General features: G+C 65.1%; 24 protein-coding genes and 2 pseudogenes. 11 read left to right on the top strand and 15 right to left on the bottom strand.

Annotated elements, in window-relative coordinates; genetic code table 11:
- Positions 1–98: 98 nt before the first annotated feature.
- The 3 genes from WJW29_RS03340 to WJW29_RS03350 form a co-directional block, all read right to left on the bottom strand.
- A complete protein-coding gene (locus tag WJW29_RS03340; RefSeq protein WP_011409242.1) occupies positions 99–1,769 on the bottom strand; it encodes a phosphoethanolamine--lipid A transferase in 1,671 nt (556 codons plus the stop codon).
- On the bottom strand, positions 1,766–2,530 hold the full coding sequence (locus WJW29_RS03345; RefSeq protein ID WP_011409241.1) for a phosphatase PAP2 family protein: 765 nt from the start codon (positions 2,528–2,530) through the stop codon (positions 1,766–1,768). Before WJW29_RS03345 ends, WJW29_RS03340 begins: the two co-directional genes overlap by 4 nt.
- A 99-nt stretch (positions 2,531–2,629) precedes the next feature.
- Positions 2,630–4,363, bottom strand: coding sequence for a glycosyltransferase family 39 protein (locus WJW29_RS03350; protein ID WP_027703306.1), 1,734 nt, complete (start codon positions 4,361–4,363; stop codon positions 2,630–2,632).
- A gap of 218 nt (positions 4,364–4,581) precedes the next feature.
- On the opposite strand from WJW29_RS03350, the gene WJW29_RS03355 reads away from it, so the two are divergent.
- Together WJW29_RS03355 and WJW29_RS03360 are read left to right on the top strand one after the other, a co-directional pair.
- Positions 4,582–5,298 carry a response regulator transcription factor gene (locus WJW29_RS03355; protein WP_011409239.1) on the top strand — a complete coding sequence of 239 codons (717 nt, stop codon included), beginning with the start codon at positions 4,582–4,584 and terminating at the stop codon, positions 5,296–5,298.
- A complete protein-coding gene (locus tag WJW29_RS03360) occupies positions 5,291–6,583 on the top strand; it encodes a HAMP domain-containing sensor histidine kinase (RefSeq protein ID WP_011409238.1) in 1,293 nt (430 codons plus the stop codon). Before WJW29_RS03355 ends, WJW29_RS03360 begins: the two co-directional genes overlap by 8 nt.
- Positions 6,584–6,734: 151 nt before the next feature.
- Here the strand turns inward: WJW29_RS03360 and WJW29_RS03365 are convergent, their stop codons facing one another.
- From WJW29_RS03365 to WJW29_RS03385, 5 genes are all read right to left on the bottom strand, one after another.
- Positions 6,735–7,226 (bottom strand): hypothetical protein, encoded by a 492-nt coding sequence (locus tag WJW29_RS03365; RefSeq protein WP_027703304.1) that lies wholly within the window; start codon positions 7,224–7,226, stop codon positions 6,735–6,737.
- Between the two features lie 68 nt (positions 7,227–7,294).
- Positions 7,295–7,552, bottom strand: a complete 258-nt coding sequence (gene minE, locus WJW29_RS03370; RefSeq protein ID WP_003484370.1) for a cell division topological specificity factor MinE — start codon at positions 7,550–7,552, stop codon at positions 7,295–7,297.
- Positions 7,553–7,554: 2 nt separating this feature from the next.
- Positions 7,555–8,364, bottom strand: coding sequence for a septum site-determining protein MinD (gene minD, locus WJW29_RS03375; protein ID WP_011409236.1), 810 nt, complete (start codon positions 8,362–8,364; stop codon positions 7,555–7,557).
- A 35-nt stretch (positions 8,365–8,399) separates the two neighbouring features.
- Entirely contained in the window at positions 8,400–9,140 is a 741-nt protein-coding gene (minC, locus tag WJW29_RS03380; RefSeq protein WP_011409235.1) for a septum site-determining protein MinC, read from the bottom strand.
- Between the two features lie 4 nt (positions 9,141–9,144).
- Positions 9,145–9,741 carry a GNAT family N-acetyltransferase gene (locus tag WJW29_RS03385; protein ID WP_011259995.1) on the bottom strand — a complete coding sequence of 199 codons (597 nt, stop codon included), beginning with the start codon at positions 9,739–9,741 and terminating at the stop codon, positions 9,145–9,147.
- A 244-nt stretch (positions 9,742–9,985) separates the two neighbouring features.
- Here WJW29_RS03385 and WJW29_RS03390 point away from each other — a divergent pair, with 244 nt between their 5' ends.
- From WJW29_RS03390 to WJW29_RS03410, 5 genes are all read left to right on the top strand, one after another.
- On the top strand, positions 9,986–11,182 hold the full coding sequence (locus WJW29_RS03390; RefSeq protein WP_011259994.1) for a sensor histidine kinase: 1,197 nt from the start codon (positions 9,986–9,988) through the stop codon (positions 11,180–11,182).
- Complete coding sequence (locus tag WJW29_RS03395) at positions 11,182–11,823, top strand: response regulator transcription factor (RefSeq protein ID WP_010371538.1); 642 nt, start codon at positions 11,182–11,184, stop codon at positions 11,821–11,823. Before WJW29_RS03390 ends, WJW29_RS03395 begins: the two co-directional genes overlap by 1 nt.
- Before the next feature lie 350 nt (positions 11,824–12,173).
- Positions 12,174–13,355: an SRPBCC family protein gene (locus WJW29_RS03400; RefSeq protein WP_011259992.1), complete on the top strand. Its 1,182-nt coding sequence runs from the start codon at positions 12,174–12,176 to the stop codon at positions 13,353–13,355.
- A gap of 81 nt (positions 13,356–13,436) precedes the next feature.
- The gene (locus WJW29_RS03405) at positions 13,437–13,823 is read left to right on the top strand and encodes a DUF423 domain-containing protein (RefSeq protein ID WP_027703302.1); all 387 of its coding nucleotides are present in this window, start codon (positions 13,437–13,439) and stop codon (positions 13,821–13,823) included.
- A 2-nt stretch (positions 13,824–13,825) separates the two neighbouring features.
- Positions 13,826–14,500, top strand: coding sequence for a DNA-3-methyladenine glycosylase (locus WJW29_RS03410; RefSeq protein ID WP_011259990.1), 675 nt, complete (start codon positions 13,826–13,828; stop codon positions 14,498–14,500).
- A 63-nt stretch (positions 14,501–14,563) separates the two neighbouring features.
- Here the strand turns inward: WJW29_RS03410 and WJW29_RS03415 are convergent, their stop codons facing one another.
- The 4 genes and pseudogenes from WJW29_RS03415 to WJW29_RS03430 all read right to left on the bottom strand — a co-directional run.
- Positions 14,564–15,361: a M15 family metallopeptidase gene (locus tag WJW29_RS03415; RefSeq protein ID WP_011259989.1), complete on the bottom strand. Its 798-nt coding sequence runs from the start codon at positions 15,359–15,361 to the stop codon at positions 14,564–14,566.
- Positions 15,362–15,491: 130 nt separating this feature from the next.
- On the bottom strand, positions 15,492–15,671 hold the full coding sequence (locus tag WJW29_RS03420; RefSeq protein WP_011259988.1) for an Arc family DNA-binding protein: 180 nt from the start codon (positions 15,669–15,671) through the stop codon (positions 15,492–15,494).
- Positions 15,668–15,952, bottom strand: coding sequence for a hypothetical protein (locus tag WJW29_RS03425; RefSeq protein ID WP_011409232.1), 285 nt, complete (start codon positions 15,950–15,952; stop codon positions 15,668–15,670). The genes WJW29_RS03420 and WJW29_RS03425 overlap by 4 nt, the downstream gene beginning before the upstream one ends.
- A gap of 9 nt (positions 15,953–15,961) precedes the next feature.
- Positions 15,962–16,369: pseudogene (locus WJW29_RS03430) on the bottom strand (SPFH domain-containing protein); the annotation flags it as partial.
- 199 nt (positions 16,370–16,568) lie between these two features.
- Between WJW29_RS03430 and purT the strand changes: the two are divergent.
- A complete protein-coding gene (gene purT / locus WJW29_RS03435) occupies positions 16,569–17,771 on the top strand; it encodes a formate-dependent phosphoribosylglycinamide formyltransferase (protein ID WP_011409230.1) in 1,203 nt (400 codons plus the stop codon).
- 199 nt (positions 17,772–17,970) lie between these two features.
- On the opposite strand, the gene WJW29_RS03440 is transcribed toward purT, so the two are convergent.
- The 3 genes and pseudogenes from WJW29_RS03440 to WJW29_RS03450 form a co-directional block, all read right to left on the bottom strand.
- Positions 17,971–18,369 carry a transposase gene (locus WJW29_RS03440; protein WP_143704877.1) on the bottom strand — a complete coding sequence of 133 codons (399 nt, stop codon included), beginning with the start codon at positions 18,367–18,369 and terminating at the stop codon, positions 17,971–17,973.
- Positions 18,355–18,525 (bottom strand): annotated as a pseudogene (locus WJW29_RS03445) (transposase); the annotation flags it as partial. The pseudogene WJW29_RS03445 and the gene WJW29_RS03440, both read right to left, overlap by 15 nt.
- Positions 18,526–18,787: 262 nt before the next feature.
- Positions 18,788–19,453, bottom strand: a complete 666-nt coding sequence (locus WJW29_RS03450) for a hypothetical protein (protein WP_228329761.1) — start codon at positions 19,451–19,453, stop codon at positions 18,788–18,790.
- A 274-nt stretch (positions 19,454–19,727) separates the two neighbouring features.
- Here WJW29_RS03450 and WJW29_RS03455 point away from each other — a divergent pair, with 274 nt between their 5' ends.
- The 3 genes from WJW29_RS03455 to WJW29_RS03465 all read left to right on the top strand — a co-directional run bounded on the left by WJW29_RS03455 (position 19,728) and on the right by WJW29_RS03465 (position 22,517).
- On the top strand, positions 19,728–20,606 hold the full coding sequence (locus WJW29_RS03455; RefSeq protein ID WP_011259982.1) for a M15 family metallopeptidase: 879 nt from the start codon (positions 19,728–19,730) through the stop codon (positions 20,604–20,606).
- Positions 20,607–20,715: 109 nt separating this feature from the next.
- Positions 20,716–20,976: a PAAR domain-containing protein gene (locus tag WJW29_RS03460; RefSeq protein WP_011409228.1), complete on the top strand. Its 261-nt coding sequence runs from the start codon at positions 20,716–20,718 to the stop codon at positions 20,974–20,976.
- Positions 20,977–21,035: 59 nt separating this feature from the next.
- Positions 21,036–22,517 carry a hypothetical protein gene (locus WJW29_RS03465; protein WP_011259981.1) on the top strand — a complete coding sequence of 494 codons (1,482 nt, stop codon included), beginning with the start codon at positions 21,036–21,038 and terminating at the stop codon, positions 22,515–22,517.
- The last annotated feature ends 5 nt before the right edge of the window (positions 22,518–22,522 follow it).

A 22,522-nucleotide genomic window follows, 5' to 3' on the forward strand; every position in this document is an offset into this window, starting at 1 on the left:
AGTGAAGTCCGGCGAAGGCTAGAGCGCACCGGGTTTCAGGGCAAGGGGCAGCACCCGCCACGCATCCACTGTGGCGGTCTAGCTGCAGGCGCTGCCGATCAGCGCAGCGTCGTCGTGCCTGTGCACTTGGCGAACAGATCGCGCTCGGACGCGTAGACGCTGGTCTTGACCTGCATCAACCCCAGTACCGACGAGAACAGCGCGTCCTGATCGGTGTATTGCCCTGCACGATGGCGCAGGCAGGCTTCATCCAGGCCGCGATCGCGCGCGAACTCCGGCGAGAACCACATCACCATCGGCACATGGGTCTGCTCCTTGGGCGCAATGGCATACGGCACGCCATGCAGATACAGGCCTTTTTCGCCGAGCGATTCGCCGTGATCGGAGAGATAGATCATCGCTGTGTCGTAGTCCTGCAGACCGCGCAGGGTGTAGATGGCCTGATTGAGGAAATGGTCGGTGTACAGGAGCGAATTGTCGTAGGCGTTGACGATGTCCTGGCGGCTGCAGCTGCCCAGATCTGCGGTCTTGCAGACGGGCTTGAAGCGTTCGAACTGCGCCGGGTAACGTTCGAAGTAACTCGGCCCGTGGCTACCCAGTTGATGCAGCACCACCACGCGGTCGCCAGGCTTGGCGCGCACCTGCGCGGCCAGGTCGCTCAGCAAAATCTCGTCCATGCAGCGGCCATCGGCGCACAGACCCGGTGTGGTCGCATCGTCCAGCGTCTGGAGCTCCAACCCGTCGCACACGCCCTTGCAGCCGGACTGGTTGTCGCGCCATAGCGTCGAAATACCGGCGTGTTCCAGCACGTGCAGGAACGACTGATGGCCGCGAATCATGTCCTCGTTGTAATCGCGACGCCCGTACGGCGAGAACATGCAGGGCACCGAGACCTCGGTGCTGGTGCCGCACGAATGCATGTCCGGGAAGTTGATCACCCCGGTCTGCGCCAGCTCCGGCGTGGTCTGGCGGGCATAGCCGTTGAGGCCCCAGTTCTGCGCGCGTGCGGTTTCACCCAGCACCACCAGCAACAGACGCGGGCGGCTGCCCGGCGCACGCGGAGTGGCCGTGGCGTCGTGTTCGATCGGCTGCTTGGGCGCGCGCTTCATCGGCGAATCGGATTTGAGATTCTGCCGCAGTGCCACGATGTAATTGATCGGCGTGGCCAGGTAGCGCACTTCGCGATGGTTGCGCATCAATGCGGAAATATCCTGCGATGACAGCATGGTGCCCGCAGCACCTACCAGCGCCACGACCAGCAGAAAACCTGCCCGCACTAGGAACGCCTTGCCCACGCTGCGCGCGCGCAGACGCGTGCGCCATAGCAGCGCGCTCGGGATCAGGAAGTAGCACAGCAGCGGCAGGATCAGGCCCGGCGTGAGCAGCTCACGCGATTCCTTGTGATCGGTATGCAGCACGTTGCGCAGCATGTCCGCATCCAGATAGACGTTGTAGCTGTCCATGTAGTGCGCGGCCAGGGCGGTGGTAAACAGCAACAGCGTCAGCAGCGGCTTTGCATTCCAGCGCCACACCACGATGCCCAACAGCAGCGCATGCACGGCCACCAGCAACGCCATCAACGAGATGCCAAATCCAATGCTGCCCGGATGCGTGGCCATGGCCGTGCGCCAGAAGAGCTGATTGCAGACGAATGCAAAAAATAAACTCGACAGCAGTACCAGCGCTTCGGTCGACACTGTCGGCCGCGTACTCCACGTCAGCGCCCGCAGGCCACTGCGCCTGCGCGGTTCCGGTAACCAGGTACTCATGCTGCGTTCCCCGTTAGCAACATCAAGCCAAGTACGCGACGCGGCCGTTGCAGCATCACGCAGTACAGTGCAAGTGCGCTCACCCAACACACTGCCAACGACCACAGGTCGTGCGAGAGAAAATGCGCGCCGCGCAGTTGTTGTGCAACACCGAAAATGAGACCTGCGGCCAACCCTATGAACAAACCTGCAAACCGCCATGCAGGACGGAGCGCGAGCGCGCAAAAATACAGCGCCACCCACGCATAGCCGGCACTGGCATGACCGGCGGGAAAGCAACCGGAGGCGGCAATACCGTGACGCGATTCAAACAGACCGATCATCGCTTGCGTACCGCCGTAGCGGCTCAGGTCCCACGGGCAATCCATCGCCGTCCACGACTTGAGCATCGACACCAGCGAGGTCGACAGTGCGACCGATGCGGCCAGGTAGGTCAGCGGCCAGCGCAGCACCTTCAGGCGTGGCCTGCACCAGGCGACAATGGCCAGGACCAGCACGCCGACGCCGGCAGCCGTGCTCAACCATTTACCAACGCGGTGGATCACGCCACTGGTGAACCAATGGTCCTTGAGCAGCCAGTGGCCGCCTTCCACCCGATACAGCACATCGGCAATCCATTGGTCGCCACCGGCGCCCATCAACAGTGCACTCGCCAGCAGCACGCAGGCCAGCGGCAGCCACAGATGGCGCACAAAGAAGTGCGCCTCCAGACCGCTGGCGGTATGCGCCACGGTTGGCACGTGGCTGGGAAGCGTTGTCATCGAGATGTCGGCCTGTGTCAATGTACGACATCTTCGAAACCCGGATGTCGGAAAGCGGTCGGACCGGAGTTGCTCGGCCGTTAATCTTACAACAAGCGTTCAGTCAGCATCGCCTTCGCTACCGGTTGGTTCGGCGTCGGACGCAGTGGAGATGCAACCGGCATGCCATGCCGTGCCCGGCAGCAATTCCCATTGATTGCGATTGGACTCGCCGATCGCGATGCGTTGCGCCGGATCGATGCATGCCGGTACCGCCTGCTTGAGCACGAACAGCCAGCGGGTGTGCGGCGATTGCGCGAGCCATGGGCCGGCCTTGGTCCATTGCTCCTCCCAGCTCGCCTTAAAGCCGAAGTCGGTCACCGGGCGATCGGCCTGCAGCAGGTTCTGTTCGCGCCAGGCCAGCATGCCCAGCTCTGCGTCCGGGCCGATGCGCTGGCCCACGCGCTGCATCAACCGTGCGGACGAGCTATACGGATCCAGCGCCGGCATTAGACCCAGGCCGTACACCGTCCACAGCGCGGTGGTCATCACCACCAACGCGATCCCCGCGCGTCTGCCACGCGACCATGTCGTCGCGGCCACGCCGACCACGCCCAGGCCGATCAACCAGAAGCCAACCCACTGCAGCGAGGCGAGCTCCATGCCGCGCTTGACTGCGGTGTTTTCGGCCCAGTGCAGATGCAGCGCAATGCCGCCGCCCAGCACCAGGCCAGCGACGGCAAGCAGCAGCACATACCCGGTCAGCAGCATCCGCACGCCGCGCTGGCGCAACAGCCCGGCCAGCAAGGGCGCCGCGGCAATGCACAGCGCCGGCAGCATCGGGAAGATGTAAACCTCGCGCTTGCCCGGGCTGGCGCTGAAGAACAGCAGCACCAACACGCTCCAGGCCAGCAGCAGCACATAGCGTGGGTCGCCGCGCCGTAGTCGCCGCCACCAGGCTGGCAGCAACCACGGCAACAACAGGCAGCCTGGCAGCCACAACGTGGCGATCACCTGCAGGTAGTACCAGAACGGTTTGACGTGATGCCAGGCATGCGCGTAGCGCGTACCGGTCTGCTTGAACAACAGTTCGTGTGCATAGGCGTGCAACTGCGGGTCGTCGCTGTGCAGCAGCGCAATGCACAGCGGACCCAACCACACTGCAGTGCCCGCCACGAAGGCCGGCAGCACCAGCAACCAGCTACGTCCTGCCTGCGCACGCGCCGGCAACACGCTCACATGTGTGCGTCGCAGCGCCATCCAGGGCAGCAACAGCAGCAGCGGCAGAAAGCCGACGCCCTTGGTCACCGTGCCGACACCGGCGGCAAACAGGCCCAGCGTCCATGCGCGCCAGTCCGGCCCGCGCAGCAGGTGGCGCAACATTCCCCACAACGACAGGGTGGTCAGTGCCACCAGCACCATGTCGATCTGCGCACGCTTGGCCATCAGGCCGAACTGCAGCACGGTGAACAAGGCCAGTACTGCATAGGCCGCCACGCGCCGATTCCACAGCCGGCGCGCGATATCCCAGGTCAGCCACAACGTGGCCAGCGCGGCCAGCAGCGACGGCAGCAGGAAGGCCACCGGCCAGTGCGGTATCGCCGCGTAGGTCGCTGCCTGCAACCACATGAACACCGGTGGTTTTTCGGCGTACAACTCGCTGCCACGGTGCGGCAACAGCCACTGACCGGTCTGGACCATGGCGCGTGCAGCCAGCACGAAGCGCGGTTCGTCCGGCGGGTTGGGCTGGCGCATGCCCAGACCGGCCAGCAGGCTGACAACGATCAACAGCACTGCCGCCAGCAGCGCGCGCTGGCGGGATGGCAAGGCAGCGATGGCAGGCGACACGCGCACGCCCTGAGTAAATGCGGGAACACACTATCTTGCAAGTGGGTCGGAAATTTGTCGAAGCAGAGCGCGCCGCATGCAGGGTGGCAGCGCAGGCATCGCAGTTGCGCGGGGGATTCGAGCGCAACCGATGGGAAGGCCGTACCGGCGATACCGGCCGTGTTTGGTTGGCCTCGGTTAGGATGCGCACACCGTGCCTGCTGGGCCGCCCCGGAACCCCGCTCATGCGGCTGCTGGTCATTGAAGACAACCGCAATATGGTTGCCAACCTGTTCGACTACTTCGAAGCGCGCGGGTATACCCTGGACGCTGCGCCCGACGGCATCACCGGCCTGCACCTGGCCACCACCCACCACTACGACGCCCTGATCCTTGACTGGATGATGCCGCGCATGGATGGGCCGGAAGTGCTGCGCCGGCTGCGCGAACAGCACCAATCCGAGCTGCCGGTGATCATGCTCACCGCGCGCGACGAACTGCCGGACAAGATCGCCGGCTTCCGCGCCGGCGCCGACGACTACCTGACCAAACCCTTTGCACTGCCCGAGCTGGAAGTGCGTATCGAAGCCTTGCTGGCCCGCGCGCATGGCCGTCGTCGCGGCAAGCTGCTGCAAGTGGCCGACCTGCGGCTGGACCTGGCCACCCTGGAGGCCACCCGCGCCGGCCAGGTGCTGCATCTGTATCCGGCGTGCCGCAAGTTGCTCGAAGTGCTGATGCAGGCCAGCCCGGCGGCGGTGACGCGGCAACGCCTGGAGCAGTCGCTGTGGGACGACGACCCGCCCGACGGCGACATGCTGCGCTCGCATATCTACGAGCTACGCCGCAGCGTGGACGGCCCGTTCGCAGAAAAACTGATCCACACCTTGCCGCGACTCGGCTACCGGCTGGCGCAGCTGTATGCGGCCGAGGCGCCTGGCGCGGGCGACAGCAGCGATGTCTAAACAGCGCCCCTTGGGTCTCCGCGTGCTGGTGTGGTTGTTCGGCTACACGCTGTTGATGACGCTGGCGGTGTTCGGCACTGCGCAGTACCTGCACGAACGCGCCGAACACGGCGTGTGGCGCTCGTTGCTGAATTCCGAGCTCGACAGCATTCTCGAGCGCAGCGTGCAGAACCCGGATTACCACTGGCAGGACTCGGACACCTTGCGGCTGTATCACATCGACGACGTCGCGCGCGCACCACCGGTCTTGCGCACCCTGCCTCCGGGCTTGCACGACGGCCTGGAAATCGCCGGCCGCCAGAGTGCAGTGATGGTGCGCGACACCGCGCATGCCGGCCGCCTGGCGCTGGTGCTGGACATCACCGATTTCGAAGCGCTGGAAAAATTCCTGACCCGCTGGATGCTGGCCGCGGGCATCGCGTTGATCGGCATCACCTTGCTGATGGGCACTTATGCGATGGCTCGGCTGGTGCGCCCGCTGGTTGAACTGGCGCGCGATATCGGCGGCTTGCGTCCGGAGCAGCGCGCGCAGCAGATTGCGGTCGGGGCGCAAGGCAGTGCCGAGCTGTACGTGATTGCCGATGCGCTCAACGATTATCTTGAGCGCAACAGCCAGTTCGTGGACCGCGAACGCGCCTTCATCGACAGCGCCAGCCACGAATTGCGCACGCCCATCGCAGTGATCGGCAATGCGGTGGAGTTGGCGCTGGATCAACCCGGCACGCCGCCGGCGGTACGCCATCAACTGCAGCGCATCGCGCAGACCAGTGCCTCGGTCGAACAGTTGATCACCTTGCTGCTGGTGCTGGCCAAGGACCCGGGCCGGCTCGTGCGCAGCGGCGATTCGTTGCGGCTGGACAAACTGCTGCCGGATATCGTGGCCGACCACACGCATCTGTGCGCCGACAAGGATCTGCAACTGGTCCTGGAGGAGCCGCTGCCGCCGTGCAGCTTGGTCGCGCCGGTCGCCATCGTGCAGACCGCCATCGGTAACCTGCTGCGCAACGCCATCGAAAACAGTGATCGCGGCATCATCCGCATCTCGCTATCGGCGCCCGGTGTCGTCCGCATCGCTGACCCGGGCCACGGCATGACGCCGGAAGAGATCAGCGCCATCTACATGCGTCTGGCACGCGGCAACGCACGCCAGGGCAGTGGCATCGGGCTGGAATTGATCGGGCGGTTATGCGAACACCTGGGCTGGCATCTGCAACTGGATTCCAACGCAGGGCAGGGCACGGTGGCGACGCTGGATCTGTCCGGCGCTACTGCCACGGCTCGCTAAAAGCGTCGATGAACCAACTGCGCTCGCTGCCTGGCCGCGGGCTTGGTGCTGCATGTAGCACGCGTCCACCAGGATTCTTGCGCGCTTCATCCACGCATGCCTGACGACTGCCCGCCACGGTTCGGTTGCCGCTCAAACGCTCAGCGCAGGATCACGCAGGCAACAAGCCGCGTGCGTCCAGCCAGCTGCGCGCATTCTCCGCGTCCTGCTCGAACCAGGCGCGCGTGGAGCCCAGTCGATACGTATAGCCCCAGCTGTCCATGTCGGCCATCAGGCGCGCGCTGCCCACGCCGGGCAACTGCTGGGCCAGCAGGATCTGCAGGTAACAGGTCGCGTCTTCTTCATCCACCGAATCGGTGGCGTCCGTATGCACCGCGGCGCGTTTTTCCGGGGGCAGCACGATCAGATGTCCTGCTTCGTGCAGGAGCGAATGCACCGGCGTGTCGTCGCGCACATACACATCGCAGCCGATGATGCCGGCTTCCGGTTCGCCCCAGAAACTGCCGGGAATCGCTGCGCCAGCGTCCACACGACGCAGGCGCAAGCCATAGCGCGCGAGCAGGGCAGCAGGTGCGTCCAGGCCGATATCGGCCACGCACAGAACATCGCTAGAAGTGGGTGTAGCACTAGGGGCGGTGGTCACACGCAATCGCTCGCGGTCGGGTCACAGGCAACAACGGCACCGTGCGAACGCGGTGCCGTTGTTGGCGCTTACTTGTCGCCGTCTTCCGGCAAGGCGACCGAGATATCCAGCACGTCGTGTTCGCCATCCTTGACCAGATCCACACGGACCGCATCTGCATCGATGTTGACGTACTTCTTGATCACTTCCAGCAATTCGCGCTGCATCAGCGGCAGATAGTCCGGCCCGCCGCGGTGGTTGCGCTCCTGCGCAATGATGATCTGCAGGCGGTTCTTGGCAGTCTCGGCGGTGTTCTTCTTGCTCTTGAGAAAATCGAGCAGGCCCATGCTTAGCCTCCGAACAGCTTGCTGAAGAAGCCTTTCTTCTCCACGGATGTGAATCGCATCGGGCGCTCCTCGCCCATGATGCGGGCGACTGCGTCGTCATACGCCTGGCCGGCCGGGGATTCGGCATCCAGGATCACCGGCTCGCCCTTGTTGGAGGCGTTGAGCACGTCGCCGGATTCGGGAATGACGCCGATCGCCTTCAGGCCCAGCACTTCTTCCACGTCGGTGATGCTGAGCATCTCGCCGCCTTCCACGCGGCCCGGGCTGTAGCGGGTCAGTAGCAGGAACGCCGGCACGGCCTTGCCTTCCTCGGCCTTGCGGGTCTTGGAATCGAGCAGGCCGATGATGCGATCGGAGTCGCGCACCGACGACACTTCCGGGTTCACCACCACCACCGCGCGGTCGGCGAAATACATCGCCAGGAACGCGCCTTTTTCGATACCGGCCGGCGAATCGCAGACGATGTAGTCGAAGCCGTCGGCAGCCAGGTCCTTGAGCACCTTTCCCACGCCTTCCTGGGTCAGCGCGTCCTTGTCGCGGGTCTGCGAGGCCGCCAGCACGTACAGGTTGTCGAACCGCTTGTCCTTGATCAGCGACTGCTTGAGGGTTGCTTCGCCGTGCACGACATTGACGAAGTCGTACACCACGCGCCGCTCGCAGCCCATGATCAGGTCCAGGTTGCGCAGGCCGACGTCGAAGTCGATGACCGCAACTTTCTTGCCGCGCTTTGCCAGCCCGCAGGCCAGGCTTGCGCTGGTGGTGGTCTTGCCGACGCCGCCCTTGCCGGAGGTGACTACGATGATTTCAGCCAAAGGATTTCTCCGAATATTTCTGTGGTTGGGCCGCGTCAATCAAGCGCAGCGATCTTGATCTGATCCTGCTCCAGCCAGACCTGGACGGCCTTGCCACGCAGGTCCATGGGAACATCGTCCAGCACCTTGTAGTTGCCAGCGATGGCAACCAGTTCGGCGTGGAAGTCGCGGCAGAAGATGCGCGCGTCGGGGTTGCCCTGCGCGCCGGCCAGAGCGCGGCCACGCAGGGTACCGTAGATATGGATGCTGCCGTCGGCGATGACCTCGGCCCCGGCACCGACCGTACTGAGTACGGTCAGGTCGCAGTTCTCCGCATACAACTGCTGGCCCGAACGCACCGCGGTGCGTTGCATCCGGCCCGGGGCCGGTCGCGCGGCAGGCGGTGCCGGTTCGGCACGTGCGGGCGGCGGCGGTGGCGGGCTCACCGCCGCCGACTCGTACTGGGCGCGGAATTTGGCCAGCAACGGCACACCCAACTGCTGGGACAGCAGGTCGATCTCGCTGGTGCCGTAGGCCAGCGCTACCGGCAGCACACCGGCTTCGTGCAGGCCGTCCAGCAGCGCCTTGGCGGTGGCCAGGTCCGGCACCTGCGACAGTCCGCCGAAATCCAGAATCACCGCGGCACGGCCGAACAACTTGGGTGCGCGGGTCACGCGCTCACGCATTTCCTGCACCAGCCGCGGCACGTCCAGCGTGCGCACGCGCAGGTTGGCGATGCCCACCTGGCCGATCTTGAGTTCGCCGGCCTGTTCAAAATCCACATTCACACTTGCCACTACTTCAGCTCCGCGTCGATGGGTTGGCGGTGGCGGCATGACGCGGCCGGCCCACCCAAGGCAAGTCTTCGGGCAACTTGCCGCCATAGGTCTCTTTGATCCAGGGATAGCTGCACATGTCCTTCATCAGCATGCTGGCGCGCACTTCCACATCGACCATGGTGTTCTGGCCAACCGCGCGGAAGCCGAAGCTGCCATGGAACAGCAAGGCCGCATCGGCGCCGTGGTCCAGGAACACCTCGCAGGCCAGCTGCGGGTAACGCAGCTCGGTATAGCTCTGCACATCGGCATATAACGCGCGACCGACACCGCCGCCGCGGCGGCGGCTGGCGACCACAATGCGGTCGATGTAGAAGAATTCCGGGTAAAGGTCCCGGAACCAGGCGAAATTGCTGCTGTCGTGTGCACTGCCGCTGCCGAATCCGACCAGAAACCCGGCCAGGTTGCCGTCGCGCTCGGCGACGCGGAAATATTCGGCCTGCTCGTAGAAACGTTGCAGTTTGGTTGAATCCAGCGGCAGGATCGCCAGTCCGGCATTGTTGTTCAGGGCCAGGACGGAATCGAGCTCGTGCTCGCGCACATCGCGGATGACGATCGACATTGGGGCTCCGTGGGGTAACGCGTCGACCCGAAATCGGATCTGCGTTGGATTATTACATGCGGGGCCTGAAGCGGCGACCCAGCGCACGCGATCGGTCCGGCGCGCGGCATGCATCCGTATGCATCGCCGCGCAGCACTCCCGCCTCTGCTGCTACCACAGCCGCTGAGCCCATCCGCGTCCACCTGCCGCATGCATGACTTCCGGCAAGAGGGCAGCGCGGTCGCTTACGCCTAAGATGCGGACATGTTGGGATATCTCAGTCATACGCGCGTCCTGCGCTTCGCCGGCCTGTTCACCTGGGCGATGATCGTCATGCCGTTGGTGTATACGTACTGGCCGCCGGCCGAAGAGGGCGACCACCGCAGCGTGGCCGAGGCGGTGATGATGTCGGCGTTCTTCATTGGCTTCGGTGCCAGCTACTTCTGGCTGACCCGCGGTTTGAACAGCGGCGGTCACGCGCACTGGTACGACCGGCTGATCCTGCTGCTGCTCACCATCTGCGCGCTGGCGGTGAGCTATCTCAGTGGAACCGGGCTTGGCAGCATCCTGATGATGGTGGCGGCCGGGGTGATCCCGTGGCTGCTGCCGCTGCGCGTGGGCGTGCTGTGGCTGGTGCTGAGTCAGTTGGCGGTGCTGCCGGTGTTCTACTACCTGCGCCCGGACTTCACCCTGTTTGCCGCGCTGATGCAGTCGTTGCTGTACGGCGGCTTTTCGATGTTCATCTTCGTCACCAGCCTGGTGGCGCGTCAGCAGACCGATGCGCGCGAAGAACAGCGCCGGCTCAACGCCGAGCTGCGCGCCACCCGCGCGCTGCTGGCCGAAAGCGCACGCATCAACGAGCGCACCCGCATCTCGCGCGAACTGCACGACCTGCTCGGCCATCACCTCACCGCGCTCAGTCTCAATCTGGAAGTGGCCGGCCATATCACCGAGGGCCAGGCGCAGGAACATGTGCGCCAGGCGCATACGCTGGCCAAATTGTTGCTCACCGATGTGCGCGAGGCGGTCAGCCATCTGCGCGACAGCGGCGCGATCGACCTGGAAGCGGCGCTGCGCCCGCTGGTCACCCAGGTGCCGTCGCTGGATATCCATCTGGATATCGCCCAGCCGCTGACCCTGGACGACCCCGAGCGCGCCCACGTGTTGCTGCGCTGTACCCAGGAAATCATCACCAATGCGGTGCGCCATGCCGGCGCGCGCAACTTGTGGATTCAGGTGCGCCGCGACGCCGATACGGTGCTGATCGACGCGCGCGACGACGGCCACGGCGCCGATGCGGTCGCCCCCGGCAACGGGCTGCGCGGCATGCACGAGCGGCTGAACCAGTATGGTGGGAAGCTTGAGATCCAAACCCGGCGGGGTGACGGCTTCGGCCTGCGCATCGCTGTTCCAGGCGCGCCGGCCCTGATGCCTGCGGCCGTGACCCAAGGAGTGTTGTGATGATCCGTGTGTGCCTGGTCGACGATCAAACCCTGGTGCGCCAGGGGATCCGCTCGCTGTTGGCGCTGGACGACGGGATCGAAGTGGTGGCCGAGGCCTCCGACGGCAAGCAGGCGGTGGAGCAGATTCCGCAGATCCAGCCGGACGTGGTGCTGATGGACATGCGCATGCCGGTGATGTCCGGCCTGGAAGCGCTGCAGATGCTCTCGCGTAACGGCACGCTGCCGCCGACGATCATCCTGACCACCTTCGACGACGACCAGCTGGTGCTGGCCGGGCTCAAGGCCGGCGCCAAGGGCTATCTGCTCAAGGACGTCTCGCTGGAACAGCTGGTTGGCGCCATTCGTACCGTGGCCGACGGCGGCTCGCTGGTGCAGCCGGCGGTGACCCAGCGCCTGCTGTCGGGCCTGGAACATATGCGCAACGAGTTCGTCAGCCTGGATCGGCCCGATCCGCTCACCGACCGCGAGACCGAGATCCTGCGGTTGATGGCGAGCGGATTTTCCAACAAGGAAATCGCCAACTCGCTGGGCGTGGCCGAGGGCACCATCAAGAACCACGTCTCCAACATTCTCTCCAAGCTCGGCGTACGCGACCGCACTCGCGCGGTGCTGAAGGCGTTCGAGTTGCAGTTGGTGTGAGGTTGGCGCGCCGCCGCTGACCTCGATGTGCGCGTGCCGGCGGCAGGGCGGGGAATCGCATTCAGGGCGCCGCCGCCCCGTTCAAGCCGCGCTATGGGGCCGTGCAATGCCGCACGGCAAATGCGACATCACACACCCGCAGCGCGCGATGTGCATGATAGCGGCGCGCAATCGCTCAAACCCTTGTGCAGGTTGGGATTGCGCATCCCCCACGCGTCGTGTTGCGCGATGAATGACACCGTAAGACCGCGCTACCCGTCGCACAACTGAACATCTTTCTCGAAGCCTGCTAGGATGGTGGCTTCGCTTCACTCAACCCGGCCGTGGGATCGGCCCCGGAGACCTCCTGAATGACCCGTATTATCGAGTTCCTGATCGCCTTGGGGATCGTGGCTGGCTTGTTTGTCGTGGTGGGCTTGGTGTTGCCCTCGGAGCGGCAGATGTCCGAGAGTGTTGAGACCAACCGCAGAATGACGATTGTTTACGACACAGTGAACAGCTTCCGTCGTTTCAAGGATTGGAACCCGCTCGTGCTGCGTGACCCGAAGATCCAGCTGAAGCTGGCCGGCCCGGAAGAGGGCAAGGGTGCACGCGTCGAATACAGCTCCACCGAGGGCTATATCGGTAACGGCAGCTGGGAGATCACCAACAGCGTCAAGAACGAGCGTGTTGAGATCGCGATCGAAGATCCCACCAAGGGCTACGACAAGGTCACCAATTTCACCCTGGTGCCGACCGGCAAGAACAACAAGAACGTCAAGATCACCCAGGACTACAGCGTCAAGTACGGCTGGAACCTGTTCGGGCGTTATGCCGGCCTGTACGTCAGTCGCCACGTGGGCGACGACCTGAAGCTGGGTCTGTCGCGGCTTGCGACCGTACTGGCCACTGTTCCGAACTTCGACTACCGCGCTGAGCTCGACGGCAAGCCGGTGTTGAGCGACCTCAAGATCGTCGATGTGCCAACCGAGGACCTGTTGGTCGTCACCGCGGGCAACATCGATCGTGACAATGAGACGATCAAGAAGTCGATCAAGGACAACCAGGAGTGGATCAAGCGCGTCATGGATTCCAACGGCCTTGAGGCGGCTGGTCCGGTGCGCATCGTGACCACTGACTTTGCCTCCGACAAGTACGCGTTCGACGTCGTGCAGCCGGTGCGCAAGCGCGCTGGTGGCGCTCCGAAGACCGACGCCAAGGCAGACACCGCCAAGGCCGACGCCAAGAAGGACGGCGCTGCTGCCGCTGCACCGGTCGATGCAACGCCAGTGGCTGCAACGGGCGACGAGCTGAAGCTCAACATCCCCTCTGAAGCACCGGTGAAGTACCAGCGCGTTCCGGCGCACCGTTCGGCATTTGCGACCTATGCAGGTCACATGGCCGGTCTGGATGCAGTGCGTAACTCGCTGCGTGCATGGGCTGTCACCAGCGGCATGGATGTGACCGATCGTCCGTACGAAGCCTGGAAGGGTGGTGTGGACAAGTCGTTCACACAGGACGGCACGTACGACGTCTATTGGGCCATCAAGTAATCGTCTCAGCACGATGACCTGATCCAGACCGAAAACGCGCCGCAGCCCTGCGGCGCGTTTTTTTTGCGCTACGGCGCTGCCATGGAAGTTGCCTGCATGTCGTTGCTCGATCGTCGTAAGAAACACGCTTCGCTGCTGGCGTTCTGCGGCGGCCTGTTGGCTGCGACTGCCGTCGGTCTGTCGGCCTACGCCTCGCACGGCGTGGCTGATGCACTGGTGCAGTCGCGACTGCAACTGGCGGCGCTGTATGCATTTGGCCATGGCGCGGTGCTCACCGTGCTGGGTGCTACCGAAACGCGCGCGCTTGGCCAGGTAGGCTTGTACTTGCTATTGCTCGGCACCTTGCTGTTCGCCGGTAGCCTGGTTGGCGGTGCGTTGCTGCATTGGCCGACCAGCCTGGCGCCGATTGGCGGGAGTGGCCTGATGCTGGGCTGGGTGGTGCTGGCCATCGGCGCCTTGAGACACTGAGCATGCCGCGCCACGCCCGCGGATTCGATGTGGAGGCTGCGTTCGCGCATCTTGCTCGGCGTGACCGCGCGTTGGGCGCGTGGATGAAGCGCATCGGCGCGATCGCCCCGCAGCCGGGGTGGCGCAAACCGTTTGATCCGGTGGATGCGCTGGCGCGCGCGATTCTGTTTCAGCAGCTCAGCGGCAAGGCGGCTTCGACCATCGTGGCGCGGGTGAAAGTGGCGATCGGCGCGCAGCGGCTGCATGCCGATACGCTCGGTCGCATCGACGATGCAGCACTGCGTGCCTGCGGCGTTTCCGGTAACAAGGCGCTGGCCCTGCGCGATCTGGTGCGGCGCGAAAGCGCAGGTGAGATACCGTCGCTACGCAGGCTCGCTTTCATGGAGGACAACGCCATCGTCGACGCGCTGGTGCCGGTGCGCGGCATCGGCCGCTGGACGGTGGAGATGATGCTGATGTTCCGCCTGGGCCGCCCGGATCTGCTGCCCATCGACGACCTGGGCGTGCGCAAAGGTGCGCAGCGCGTGGACAAGCAGGAGCATATGCCCACCCCCAAGGAGCTGGCCGTTCGTGGCGAACGCTGGGGCCCATACCGCACCTACGCCGCGTTCTATCTGTGGAAAATCGCCGACTTCAGCGTGGCGACGAACGTGCCGACACCGCGTTCGCAGGAGTAGCGCGCTCGCACGCGGGGCCGACGCGACGGTCGGTTGTGTCGCGTCGCATGAGGTGCCGCCGACTTACGCTGCCGACCAACGCCAGTGCCACGGCTCGTAGACGATGCCATGCGGGTTGTCGCGTGGATAACTCAGGCGGTAGCCGAACGCGTTCGCGTTGTTGCGCAACCAGGCGAATGCAGGCGTGGTTGCGAAGGATTCCTCGGCCGGCGGTTCGCCCGGTGTGCCGATGTCCAGGGCGTCGCCGCTGTGATGTTCGCTGAAACCTGGCGCGGCGTTGACCGCCAGAATCTGCTCAAGGGTGAGCCCGCGCGCGCGCTTGCGCTCGAAGATGCCCAGTTGGTAGTCGTGGCTGCGGTAGCCGGAGATCGCATCGAGCACGATGTCCGCGCGCAGCGCAGCCGCGCGCAGCTGTCGCCATGCACGCGCAGCGCCGGCACTGAGCCACAGCGGACGACCGAAGCGATCGCGCCCGCCAAACTGCAGGGCAACCGGTTCGGCGATCAGTTGCAGACCGGTCTGCTCAGCATAGTCGTTTGCAGCGAGTCCCAGTTGGCTCAGTCGGCGCTGCAATCCGTCGATCGCAAGCACGTCGTCGAGGACTTGGCCGGCGCGGCCACTGGCGGTCTGCAGACGGTCCAACGCGTCATCCAGGCCCGGCTCGCGTGCCAGCCGCGGGATCAACGGCATCATGCCTTGTGGCAGATGCGCCGCCAGATAGCGCCCATCGCGCTTACGTCGCAATAGCCAATCGGCCTGCGCCAGCACGCGCGCATCCGCGTTGCCGCGCGCGCGCAACAGATCGGCCGGCCACAGTTCGATCGTGCTGGTATTGAGGAGCAGACGTGGGCAATTGCGCATCCGCCCAGCTTAGCCGGTGCTGGGTGAGGGCTGCCAGTGCGCAGTGCGGTGAGCGCTTGCATGCGTCCACGGAGAGTTCGACCGAGACTGGAGCAGTCGCCCTTTCGCCATCAATCACGCTTGAACGCATTCAAGGGCCGGAGTCTTTCTCAGCCTGCGGCTTCGGCAGTCGCCCGGCCTTGCGCAGTGCATCCCGCAGCACGTACGCGATCTGTGCATTGAGGCTGCGCAATTCATCGTCGGCCCAGCGCTGCACGGCGGCCAACACATCGGCGTTGATACGCAGCGGGTAGGCCTTTTTTTCGCTCATTCGCCGTCTCTGCCGCTGCCGTGCCGGCGCAGGTGCATCACCATCGACACGATCAGCACGTTGACGCCGATGATCATGCCGATCACCACCGCATAGATGCCGGCGCGATTGTCGCCAGCCCAATACAGGCACGCGGCGCCGACCAGGATCACTAGGCTGATCAGCGCCCAGCGCAGGCCCAGGCCGCGTGCGCGGTCGTCATCGTCCGCGCCGATAGACGCGGCGATCACCAGCGCGGGCACGCCGGAAAGCGCAACCACCAGGGGCACCATGACATTCATCGATTTGCCTCAATACAGCGAGCCGGCGTTGACCACCGGTTGGGTCCCACGATCAGAACACAACACGGTGAGCAGGTTGCTGACCATATGCGCCTTGCGCTCTTGGTCCAACTGCACCACGCCGTTCTTCTGCAGTTCCGATAGCGCCATTTCGACCATGCCCACGGCGCCAGCAACGATGCGCGAGCGTGCGGCAATCACGGCATTGGCTTGCTGACGCTGCAGCATGGCCTGGGCGATTTCCGGTGCGTAGGCAAGGTGGCTGATGCGCGCTTCGATCACGTCCACGCCTGCCTGAGTGAGGCGCTCGTCCAGATGGCGTTTGAGCTGCTCGCTGATCTCGGCCGGATGACTGCGCAGCGAGATCTGGTCGTCCTCGTGCTGGTCGTACGGATAGCTGGCCGCCATCGCGCGCAGCGTCGCCAAGGCCGGCGCCTGCGACGAGAACGACGGGAATGCCGGGTAACGAACCGATCGTCTTCTCTATTCGTGAGGGCGAGTCCTTGTGGAGTTGGAAAACCATATCAATATGATATCAGGCAAGCAGCAGTCGTTCGTCCGGCGTCGGCCTTGGCAGCCGTTAGAATGGCGCCCCCCTTCGTTCTGGACTGCGCCCATGACCACCCTTGGCACCCCGCTGTCGCCTTCCGCCACCCGCGTGCTGCTGCTGGGCTCTGGTGAGCTGGGCAAGGAAGTGGCGATTGAACTGCAGCGTTTCGGCGTGGAAGTGATCGCGGCCGACCGCTACGCCAATGCGCCGGCGATGCAGGTGGCGCATCGCTCGCACGTGCTGGATATGCTCGACCCCGCAGCGCTGCGCGTGCTGATCGCCAGCGAGCGGCCGCATGTGATCGTGCCGGAGATCGAAGCGATCCATACCGAAACACTGGTGGCACTGGAACGCGAGCAGGGCCAGAAAGTCATCCCCGCTGCGCGTGCCGCACGCCTGACCATGGACCGCGAAGGCATCCGTCGGCTGGCTGCCGAAACGCTGGGCCTGCCGACCTCGCCGTATCGCTTCGTCGACACCGCTGCCGACTACCGCGAGGCGATTGCGGCAGTGGGCCTGCCATGCGTGGTCAAGCCGGTGATGTCGTCCTCGGGCAAGGGCCAGAGCACCTTGCGCAGCGAAGCCGATATCGATGCGGCGTGGGAGTACGCGCAGACCGGAGGGCGTGCCGGCGCCGGCCGCTGCATCGTCGAAGGCTTTATCGATTTCGATTACGAAATCACCTTGCTCACCGTGCGCCATGCCGGTGGCACCTCGTACTGCGATCCCATCGGACATTGGCAGCAGGACGGCGACTATCGCGAAAGCTGGCAGCCGCAGCCGATGTCGGCCGCTGCATTGCGCCGCTCGCAGGAGATCGCCAAGGCCATCACCGACGATCTCGGCGGCTGGGGCCTGTTCGGCGTGGAATTGTTCGTCAAGGGCGACGAAGTGTGGTTCAGCGAAGTGTCGCCGCGCCCGCACGACACCGGTCTGGTCACGCTGGTCTCGCAGGAACTGAGCGAATTCGCGCTGCACGCCCGCGCCATTCTTGGCCTGCCGGTGGGCGCAGAAGACGGCGGCGTGATCGGTCAGAGCGGCCCCTCCGCATCCTGCGCGTTGCTGGCGCACGGCAATGGCGTGCCGGTGTTCGACAACGTGGCCGACGCGCTACGCGATCCGAACACCGCATTGCGCCTGTTCGGTAAACCCCGCGTGGATGGTCATCGCCGCGTCGGTGTCACCCTGGCGCGCGCGGACAGCATCGATGCTGCGCGCGAGAAGGCGCGTGTGGCGGCGGCTGCGCTGGGGATACAACTGACTGCCTGAGCTTGCGGCCGACTCGCACTGGTGCAGCGGCAGGATTGCTGCATTGACCATTTAGGGCACCTCGAAGAACCAGGTCGGAGCCGATGCAGCGCATGCATGGCGCTGACTATAGCTTTCGAAATATCAGCAATCTGCCATGTTCGGCCATGCTCTCAGCTTGCCGATGCAACGCGCGATGCGCTCTTCCGGTTTGCGGCATTCATCCCGGCCGCATCCCGGCCTGCTGCAATCGCGCCAGACGCAGCAGGTGATGGCCGGCAACCTTCAACCCGATCACCCCCTTCGCACGTGCCAAGCCGAGCGTGCGTAGGCACTTGCCACCTTGGTGCATCAGTCGCGCGAACGCGTGCTCGACAAACACCCGATCTTTGGCGATGCGCTGATTGCGACGCTGCTGCGCCCGGCTCAATGGGTTGCCGCGTGTACCGTTGTGCTGGATATCCACGCGATATCCCTCTTCCTTCAAGCGAGCTTTAGGGTCTCGATCGGCATAAGCGCCATCGACACGAATCGTGCGGGCGGTATTACCCGCATCCAGCAACCGCTCGAAGTGCCGCCTGTCATGCACGATCGCGCCGCTGACATCGTGTACGCGCATGCCGCCGAACTTGCTGCGCCACAGGGAGTACGAGGCCTCACTGAAGCCATGCCGATGGCAGAGATCCTTGATCGGCATGCCGGCCTCGGCTTCGCGCAGGAAGCCGATGATCTGCTCTTCGGAAAAACGCTTCTTCACGTCCAATCTCCTCGGGATAGGGAATTGGACTCCAAACTGAGGTGCTACTCAAACTCGGGCGGACGTCGGGCACACGGTGGAGTACCGCTAAGACCTGCGCGACCAGGTGGTCGAGGTGACGATCAACGACGACGCGCCCATCGCCATCGAGCGCGACGCGCTGGGCCGGCGCGTGTTCAAGCGCAACCCGACCCATACTACTTCGCGTGGCGGCGCCAGATAGTGCAGCGACGTGGCGCCCATGGCCGCAATGGCGAGGAATCGCTTGCGATGCGCCGCGTCAGTGCGCCGGGCAGGCCGGATCTTTGCCGGTGAGCGCTGCGCAGATATTTTTGCGGCACTCCAGGCCAGCCATCGTGTTGGCGTCGGGACATTGACGCAGTTGGCTCTGCACGTTGGAGCTGGTCGACGCCGAGCGCGAGCCGATTGCGTCGAATGCCGCGTCGGTCTCGGTCGCGTTCTTACTGTCATTGGCCTGGATCTTCGCGATCAGCGAATCAATCGAGTCTTGTTTTGCCGTCGGCTTTTCGTCGCGCTTGATGATGCCCATCAGTGTGGCCAGCAGGTCGCTGCTGTCGTCCTGTACGTGCTTGCCGCTGGCCGGCGCAGCGCGTGGTTTGCGCTGCGAGGCGGCCGCAGCCGGCTTGGCTGGCGCAGTCGCGGCGCTGGTGGTGCTGGCGGATGCGGCGCGGGGCAATCCGTCGACGGCGTGGGTCGGATCGCTGACGGCGTTGTCGTCTACGATCATTGCGCCGCCCGGCGCCGGTGTTGTGGCGGTGGTGCCGGTGCCGGCGGCCGTTGCGGGATTGGCCGGAGAGACGGTGTCGGTTGCCGGTACGGTGGTGTAGGCGTCGAACTCGGCGTCGGCCTCGGCACGTCCGGCATTCCAGCGCAGCGCCGTGAACGCCGCGCCCAGCAGCGCCACTCCGAGGACGGCGATCAGCACCAAGCGGGTGCGGTGGGTCCGCGGCGCCTTGTTGACACGGACGCTGGATGGCGCGCTGGTTGCGCGGCCTTCCATATCGGCCAAAATGCGCCCGGAGCCGAGTGGCTGGGTCTGTCCCCGGCCCGAAAGAAGACTCGGTCGATTTAATCGGCCATTATTCAAGTGCAATCCAGCCCTTGTTCGGCGAGCGCCGGGGATTTGTCTATCTTCATTCTAGTGCTTGGCGCCGGCCCGTCAACCGCACAGGAATCATCAGCATAATCAGGAGGATGTAGTGGCAGTCGTCGTTGCGGGCGTGGTGATCTTCCTGCTGGTGGTGTCTATCGCCTGCTGGCTGCTGTTGTTTCCGGAGGCGCTGGAGCGGGTGCAGGCCTGGTTAGGCGAGCGCCTGCGCGGCCTTCGGCAAGGCGCCGGGCGGGTCGGCCAGCGCGTGGGCCGCAGCGCTGGCGGAGTCGGCGAGGGGGTGCGCGGCGGGATCGGCGGGGTGACGGATTTCTTTCGGCGCCATCGCTGGGTCATCCTGTGCGCGACGCTGCTCTTGCTGTTGCCGCCGAGCGTGATCCTGCTGGTCCGGCAGAACGTGGTGCTGGAGGATTTCCGTGCCGACGACATGAATGAATCCAGCAGCATGGTGGCGCAACTGCTGCGCGGCGAACGCTTGGTGCCGCCGCTGGCGCCGCCGCCGGAGGTATTCACCACCGAGGAGATCCGCCGCACCCGCCCGGAGATCGTCACCGCGGACCGGCGCTGGGAAAGCATCGACGCCGACCTGCAACAGCGCGTGCTCGCGATCTACGAGGTCATGCGTCGCCAGTACGGCTACGAAATGGTGCTAGTGGAGGGCTATCGCAGCCCGGAGCGCCAGGCCGAGTTGATGGGCGGCGGCCGTGCCACCCGCGCCGGCTCTTGGCAGAGCTGCCACCAGTATGGCCTGGCGGTGGACAGCGCGCCGCTGCGCGACGGCAAGCTGCAGTGGGACATGGGCGATCCGTGGACCAGACGCGCCTACTTCCTCTACGGCGAGCTTGCGCAGCAGGCCGGGCTGGAGTGGGGCGGCAGCTGGCGCAGTATCAAGGACTACGTGCATCTGGAGAAGCTGGACGCCTGCCGCAGCGCCCGCGCCGCCAAGCGCGCTGAATTGGCCCAAGGGTGAGCCGTGGCTGAACTCCTGCTATCTTCTCCTGCGTGGCGGCGATCGCGTCCCACGGGGGGGATGGCGGCGACGGACCGGCCCCGGCACAAAGACCATGGAGGCAATACTTATGTCACGACCTTTTATTGTTGTAGGCGATCAGCTCGATCATGGCGGGCGCGTGGTCACAGGTTCGGCCGAAACCGATGTGGACGGCAAGCCGGTGGCGCGTATCGGCGACAAGGTGGTGTGCAACGTGCACGGTCAGACCGAGATCGCCAGCGGGGACGCCACGGTGATGATCGACGGCAAGCCGGTGGCTCGGCACGGCGACAAGACCGCCTGCGGGGGTATACTTATCTCCACTCAGGGAACGACTGGCATCGGATGACGACGCGAGGTAATTCGGCTCCCGTCGATGCCTAATCCACTCATGGAACGAGGATGCTAATGTCCGGAATTTTTCGGAACCTGTTGTCGGCCGCCGCGTTTTTCGGTGTGGCGTGGGGCGGTTCGATCTTCTATTGGCGCAGCAGCGGCACCGCGCCCAACGGCATGCAGATGCTGATGTATCTGGGCATCCTGCCAGCCGGCCTGCTGGGCGGCAGCTGGCTGCTGCGCGATATGGGGTGGCGCGCGCTGGCGCGCGCCGGCGACAGCGCTGCGGCCAAGGCCACCGAACCCAACGATTCCAAGGCGGCCGCGGTGAGTTCGTCTTCGGCGCCTGAGGCGCTGGCGCCGACTGCCGGCGCCGCGCCGGCAGTGCTTGCCGGTGCGCTGAACCTGGCCTTGGGCCAGCAACCGCAAGCCATCCTCGCGCTGCGCGGCAATCTGCCGTGGCCTGGGTTGCACAAGCAGTTCCGCGACCGGGACGGGCTGCCGGTCTTCGTCGTGCAGGTGCCGGAACTGGATGCGCCCGCTGCGACCGCGGCGATGCTCGCCTCGGTCGCAGCGGGCGCCGACGCCAACGAAGGCCCGTTGGAGCATCACAAGCGTGCCATCGCTCTGCTCGAACCGGTCGCCGAGGCGCTGTTGCTGGAGGCTGCGCAGGCGCTGCCGCCGCTGTCCGAGCCCCAGGACCGCGTGGTGGCCGGGCTGCGTCACCGGGTCGAGGCGCAGGTGCAGAACGTGCTGCGCATCGAGCTGTGGTTGCCCGCGGACTGGCCCGCTTCGCTGCACAAGGCAGTGGGCGACTGGGTGCTGGCGTCCGCCAGCGAACATGGCCTGGATCCGCGACGTTTCGCCGTGGAGGTGATCCCGATGGCGGGTGCCGACGATGCATGGTCGCGGCTGCAACACCTGGCGCGCGGCGCGCAGTCGCCGGTGGATGGCTGGCAGCTGGTCATGGCCTGCCATTCGGCGATCGACCAGACACAGCTCGAGCACATGCTCGAAAGCGGGCGGCTGATGACGCGCCGTTCGCCTGATGGACGCGTACCTGGCGAGGGCGCCAGTGGGGTCTTGCTGGCCAGCGGACCGGGCGCTTCCGGCGACGTGGTGCTGCATCCGCTGCAGCGCGCCCGGGTGCCGCTGGACGGCAGCGTCAAGGCCAGTGCGCGGCTGAGCGGCGAACTGGCGGCGCAGACCCTGCAGCGCGCCGCGCTCGCGCCCACCCACGTGGACTTGGTGCTCAGCGACGCCGACCACCGCGCCGTCCTGGCGGCCGAGGTCGCCGCCGCTGCCGCGCTGGTCTGCCCCGATCTGGATACCGCCTTGCAGTGCCTGCCGCTGGCCACCGCCACCGGCGATCTGGCCGCGGTGCAACCGCTGGCGATGCTCGCGCTTGCCCATGCCCATGTCGCCGCCGAGCAACATGCGGCACTGATGCTGAGTGTGGATCAGGCAGGTCTGCGCATCGCTACACTCATCAGTCCCCGTGTTTCCCCCCAGCCAGATACCGACGTCGGCGCCTTGCCTGCGTCCGCCGCCTAACCGGA

This window comes from Xanthomonas sp. JL1 (assembly GCF_038405005.1).

What these genes read in the sequence shown, in the direction of transcription:
- WJW29_RS03340 (WP_011409242.1), bottom strand. Translation starts at nt 1,769, where the DNA reads ATGAGTACCTGGTTACCGGAACCGCGCAGGCGCAGTGGCCTGCGGGCG.
- WJW29_RS03345 (WP_011409241.1), bottom strand. Translation starts at nt 2,530, where the DNA reads ATGACAACGCTTCCCAGCCACGTGCCAACCGTGGCGCATACCGCCAGC.
- WJW29_RS03355 (WP_011409239.1), top strand. Translation starts at nt 4,582, where the DNA reads ATGCGGCTGCTGGTCATTGAAGACAACCGCAATATGGTTGCCAACCTG.
- WJW29_RS03360 (WP_011409238.1), top strand. Translation starts at nt 5,291, where the DNA reads ATGTCTAAACAGCGCCCCTTGGGTCTCCGCGTGCTGGTGTGGTTGTTC.
- minE (WP_003484370.1), bottom strand. Translation starts at nt 7,552, where the DNA reads ATGGGCCTGCTCGATTTTCTCAAGAGCAAGAAGAACACCGCCGAGACT.
- WJW29_RS03385 (WP_011259995.1), bottom strand. Translation starts at nt 9,741, where the DNA reads ATGTCGATCGTCATCCGCGATGTGCGCGAGCACGAGCTCGATTCCGTC.
- WJW29_RS03390 (WP_011259994.1), top strand. Translation starts at nt 9,986, where the DNA reads ATGTTGGGATATCTCAGTCATACGCGCGTCCTGCGCTTCGCCGGCCTG.
- WJW29_RS03395 (WP_010371538.1), top strand. Translation starts at nt 11,182, where the DNA reads ATGATCCGTGTGTGCCTGGTCGACGATCAAACCCTGGTGCGCCAGGGG.
- WJW29_RS03400 (WP_011259992.1), top strand. Translation starts at nt 12,174, where the DNA reads ATGACCCGTATTATCGAGTTCCTGATCGCCTTGGGGATCGTGGCTGGC.
- WJW29_RS03405 (WP_027703302.1), top strand. Translation starts at nt 13,437, where the DNA reads ATGGAAGTTGCCTGCATGTCGTTGCTCGATCGTCGTAAGAAACACGCT.
- WJW29_RS03410 (WP_011259990.1), top strand. Translation starts at nt 13,826, where the DNA reads ATGCCGCGCCACGCCCGCGGATTCGATGTGGAGGCTGCGTTCGCGCAT.
- WJW29_RS03415 (WP_011259989.1), bottom strand. Translation starts at nt 15,361, where the DNA reads ATGCGCAATTGCCCACGTCTGCTCCTCAATACCAGCACGATCGAACTG.
- WJW29_RS03420 (WP_011259988.1), bottom strand. Translation starts at nt 15,671, where the DNA reads ATGAGCGAAAAAAAGGCCTACCCGCTGCGTATCAACGCCGATGTGTTG.
- WJW29_RS03425 (WP_011409232.1), bottom strand. Translation starts at nt 15,952, where the DNA reads ATGAATGTCATGGTGCCCCTGGTGGTTGCGCTTTCCGGCGTGCCCGCG.
- purT (WP_011409230.1), top strand. Translation starts at nt 16,569, where the DNA reads ATGACCACCCTTGGCACCCCGCTGTCGCCTTCCGCCACCCGCGTGCTG.
- WJW29_RS03440 (WP_143704877.1), bottom strand. Translation starts at nt 18,369, where the DNA reads ATGCGCGTACACGATGTCAGCGGCGCGATCGTGCATGACAGGCGGCAC.
- WJW29_RS03460 (WP_011409228.1), top strand. Translation starts at nt 20,716, where the DNA reads ATGTCACGACCTTTTATTGTTGTAGGCGATCAGCTCGATCATGGCGGG.
- WJW29_RS03465 (WP_011259981.1), top strand. Translation starts at nt 21,036, where the DNA reads ATGTCCGGAATTTTTCGGAACCTGTTGTCGGCCGCCGCGTTTTTCGGT.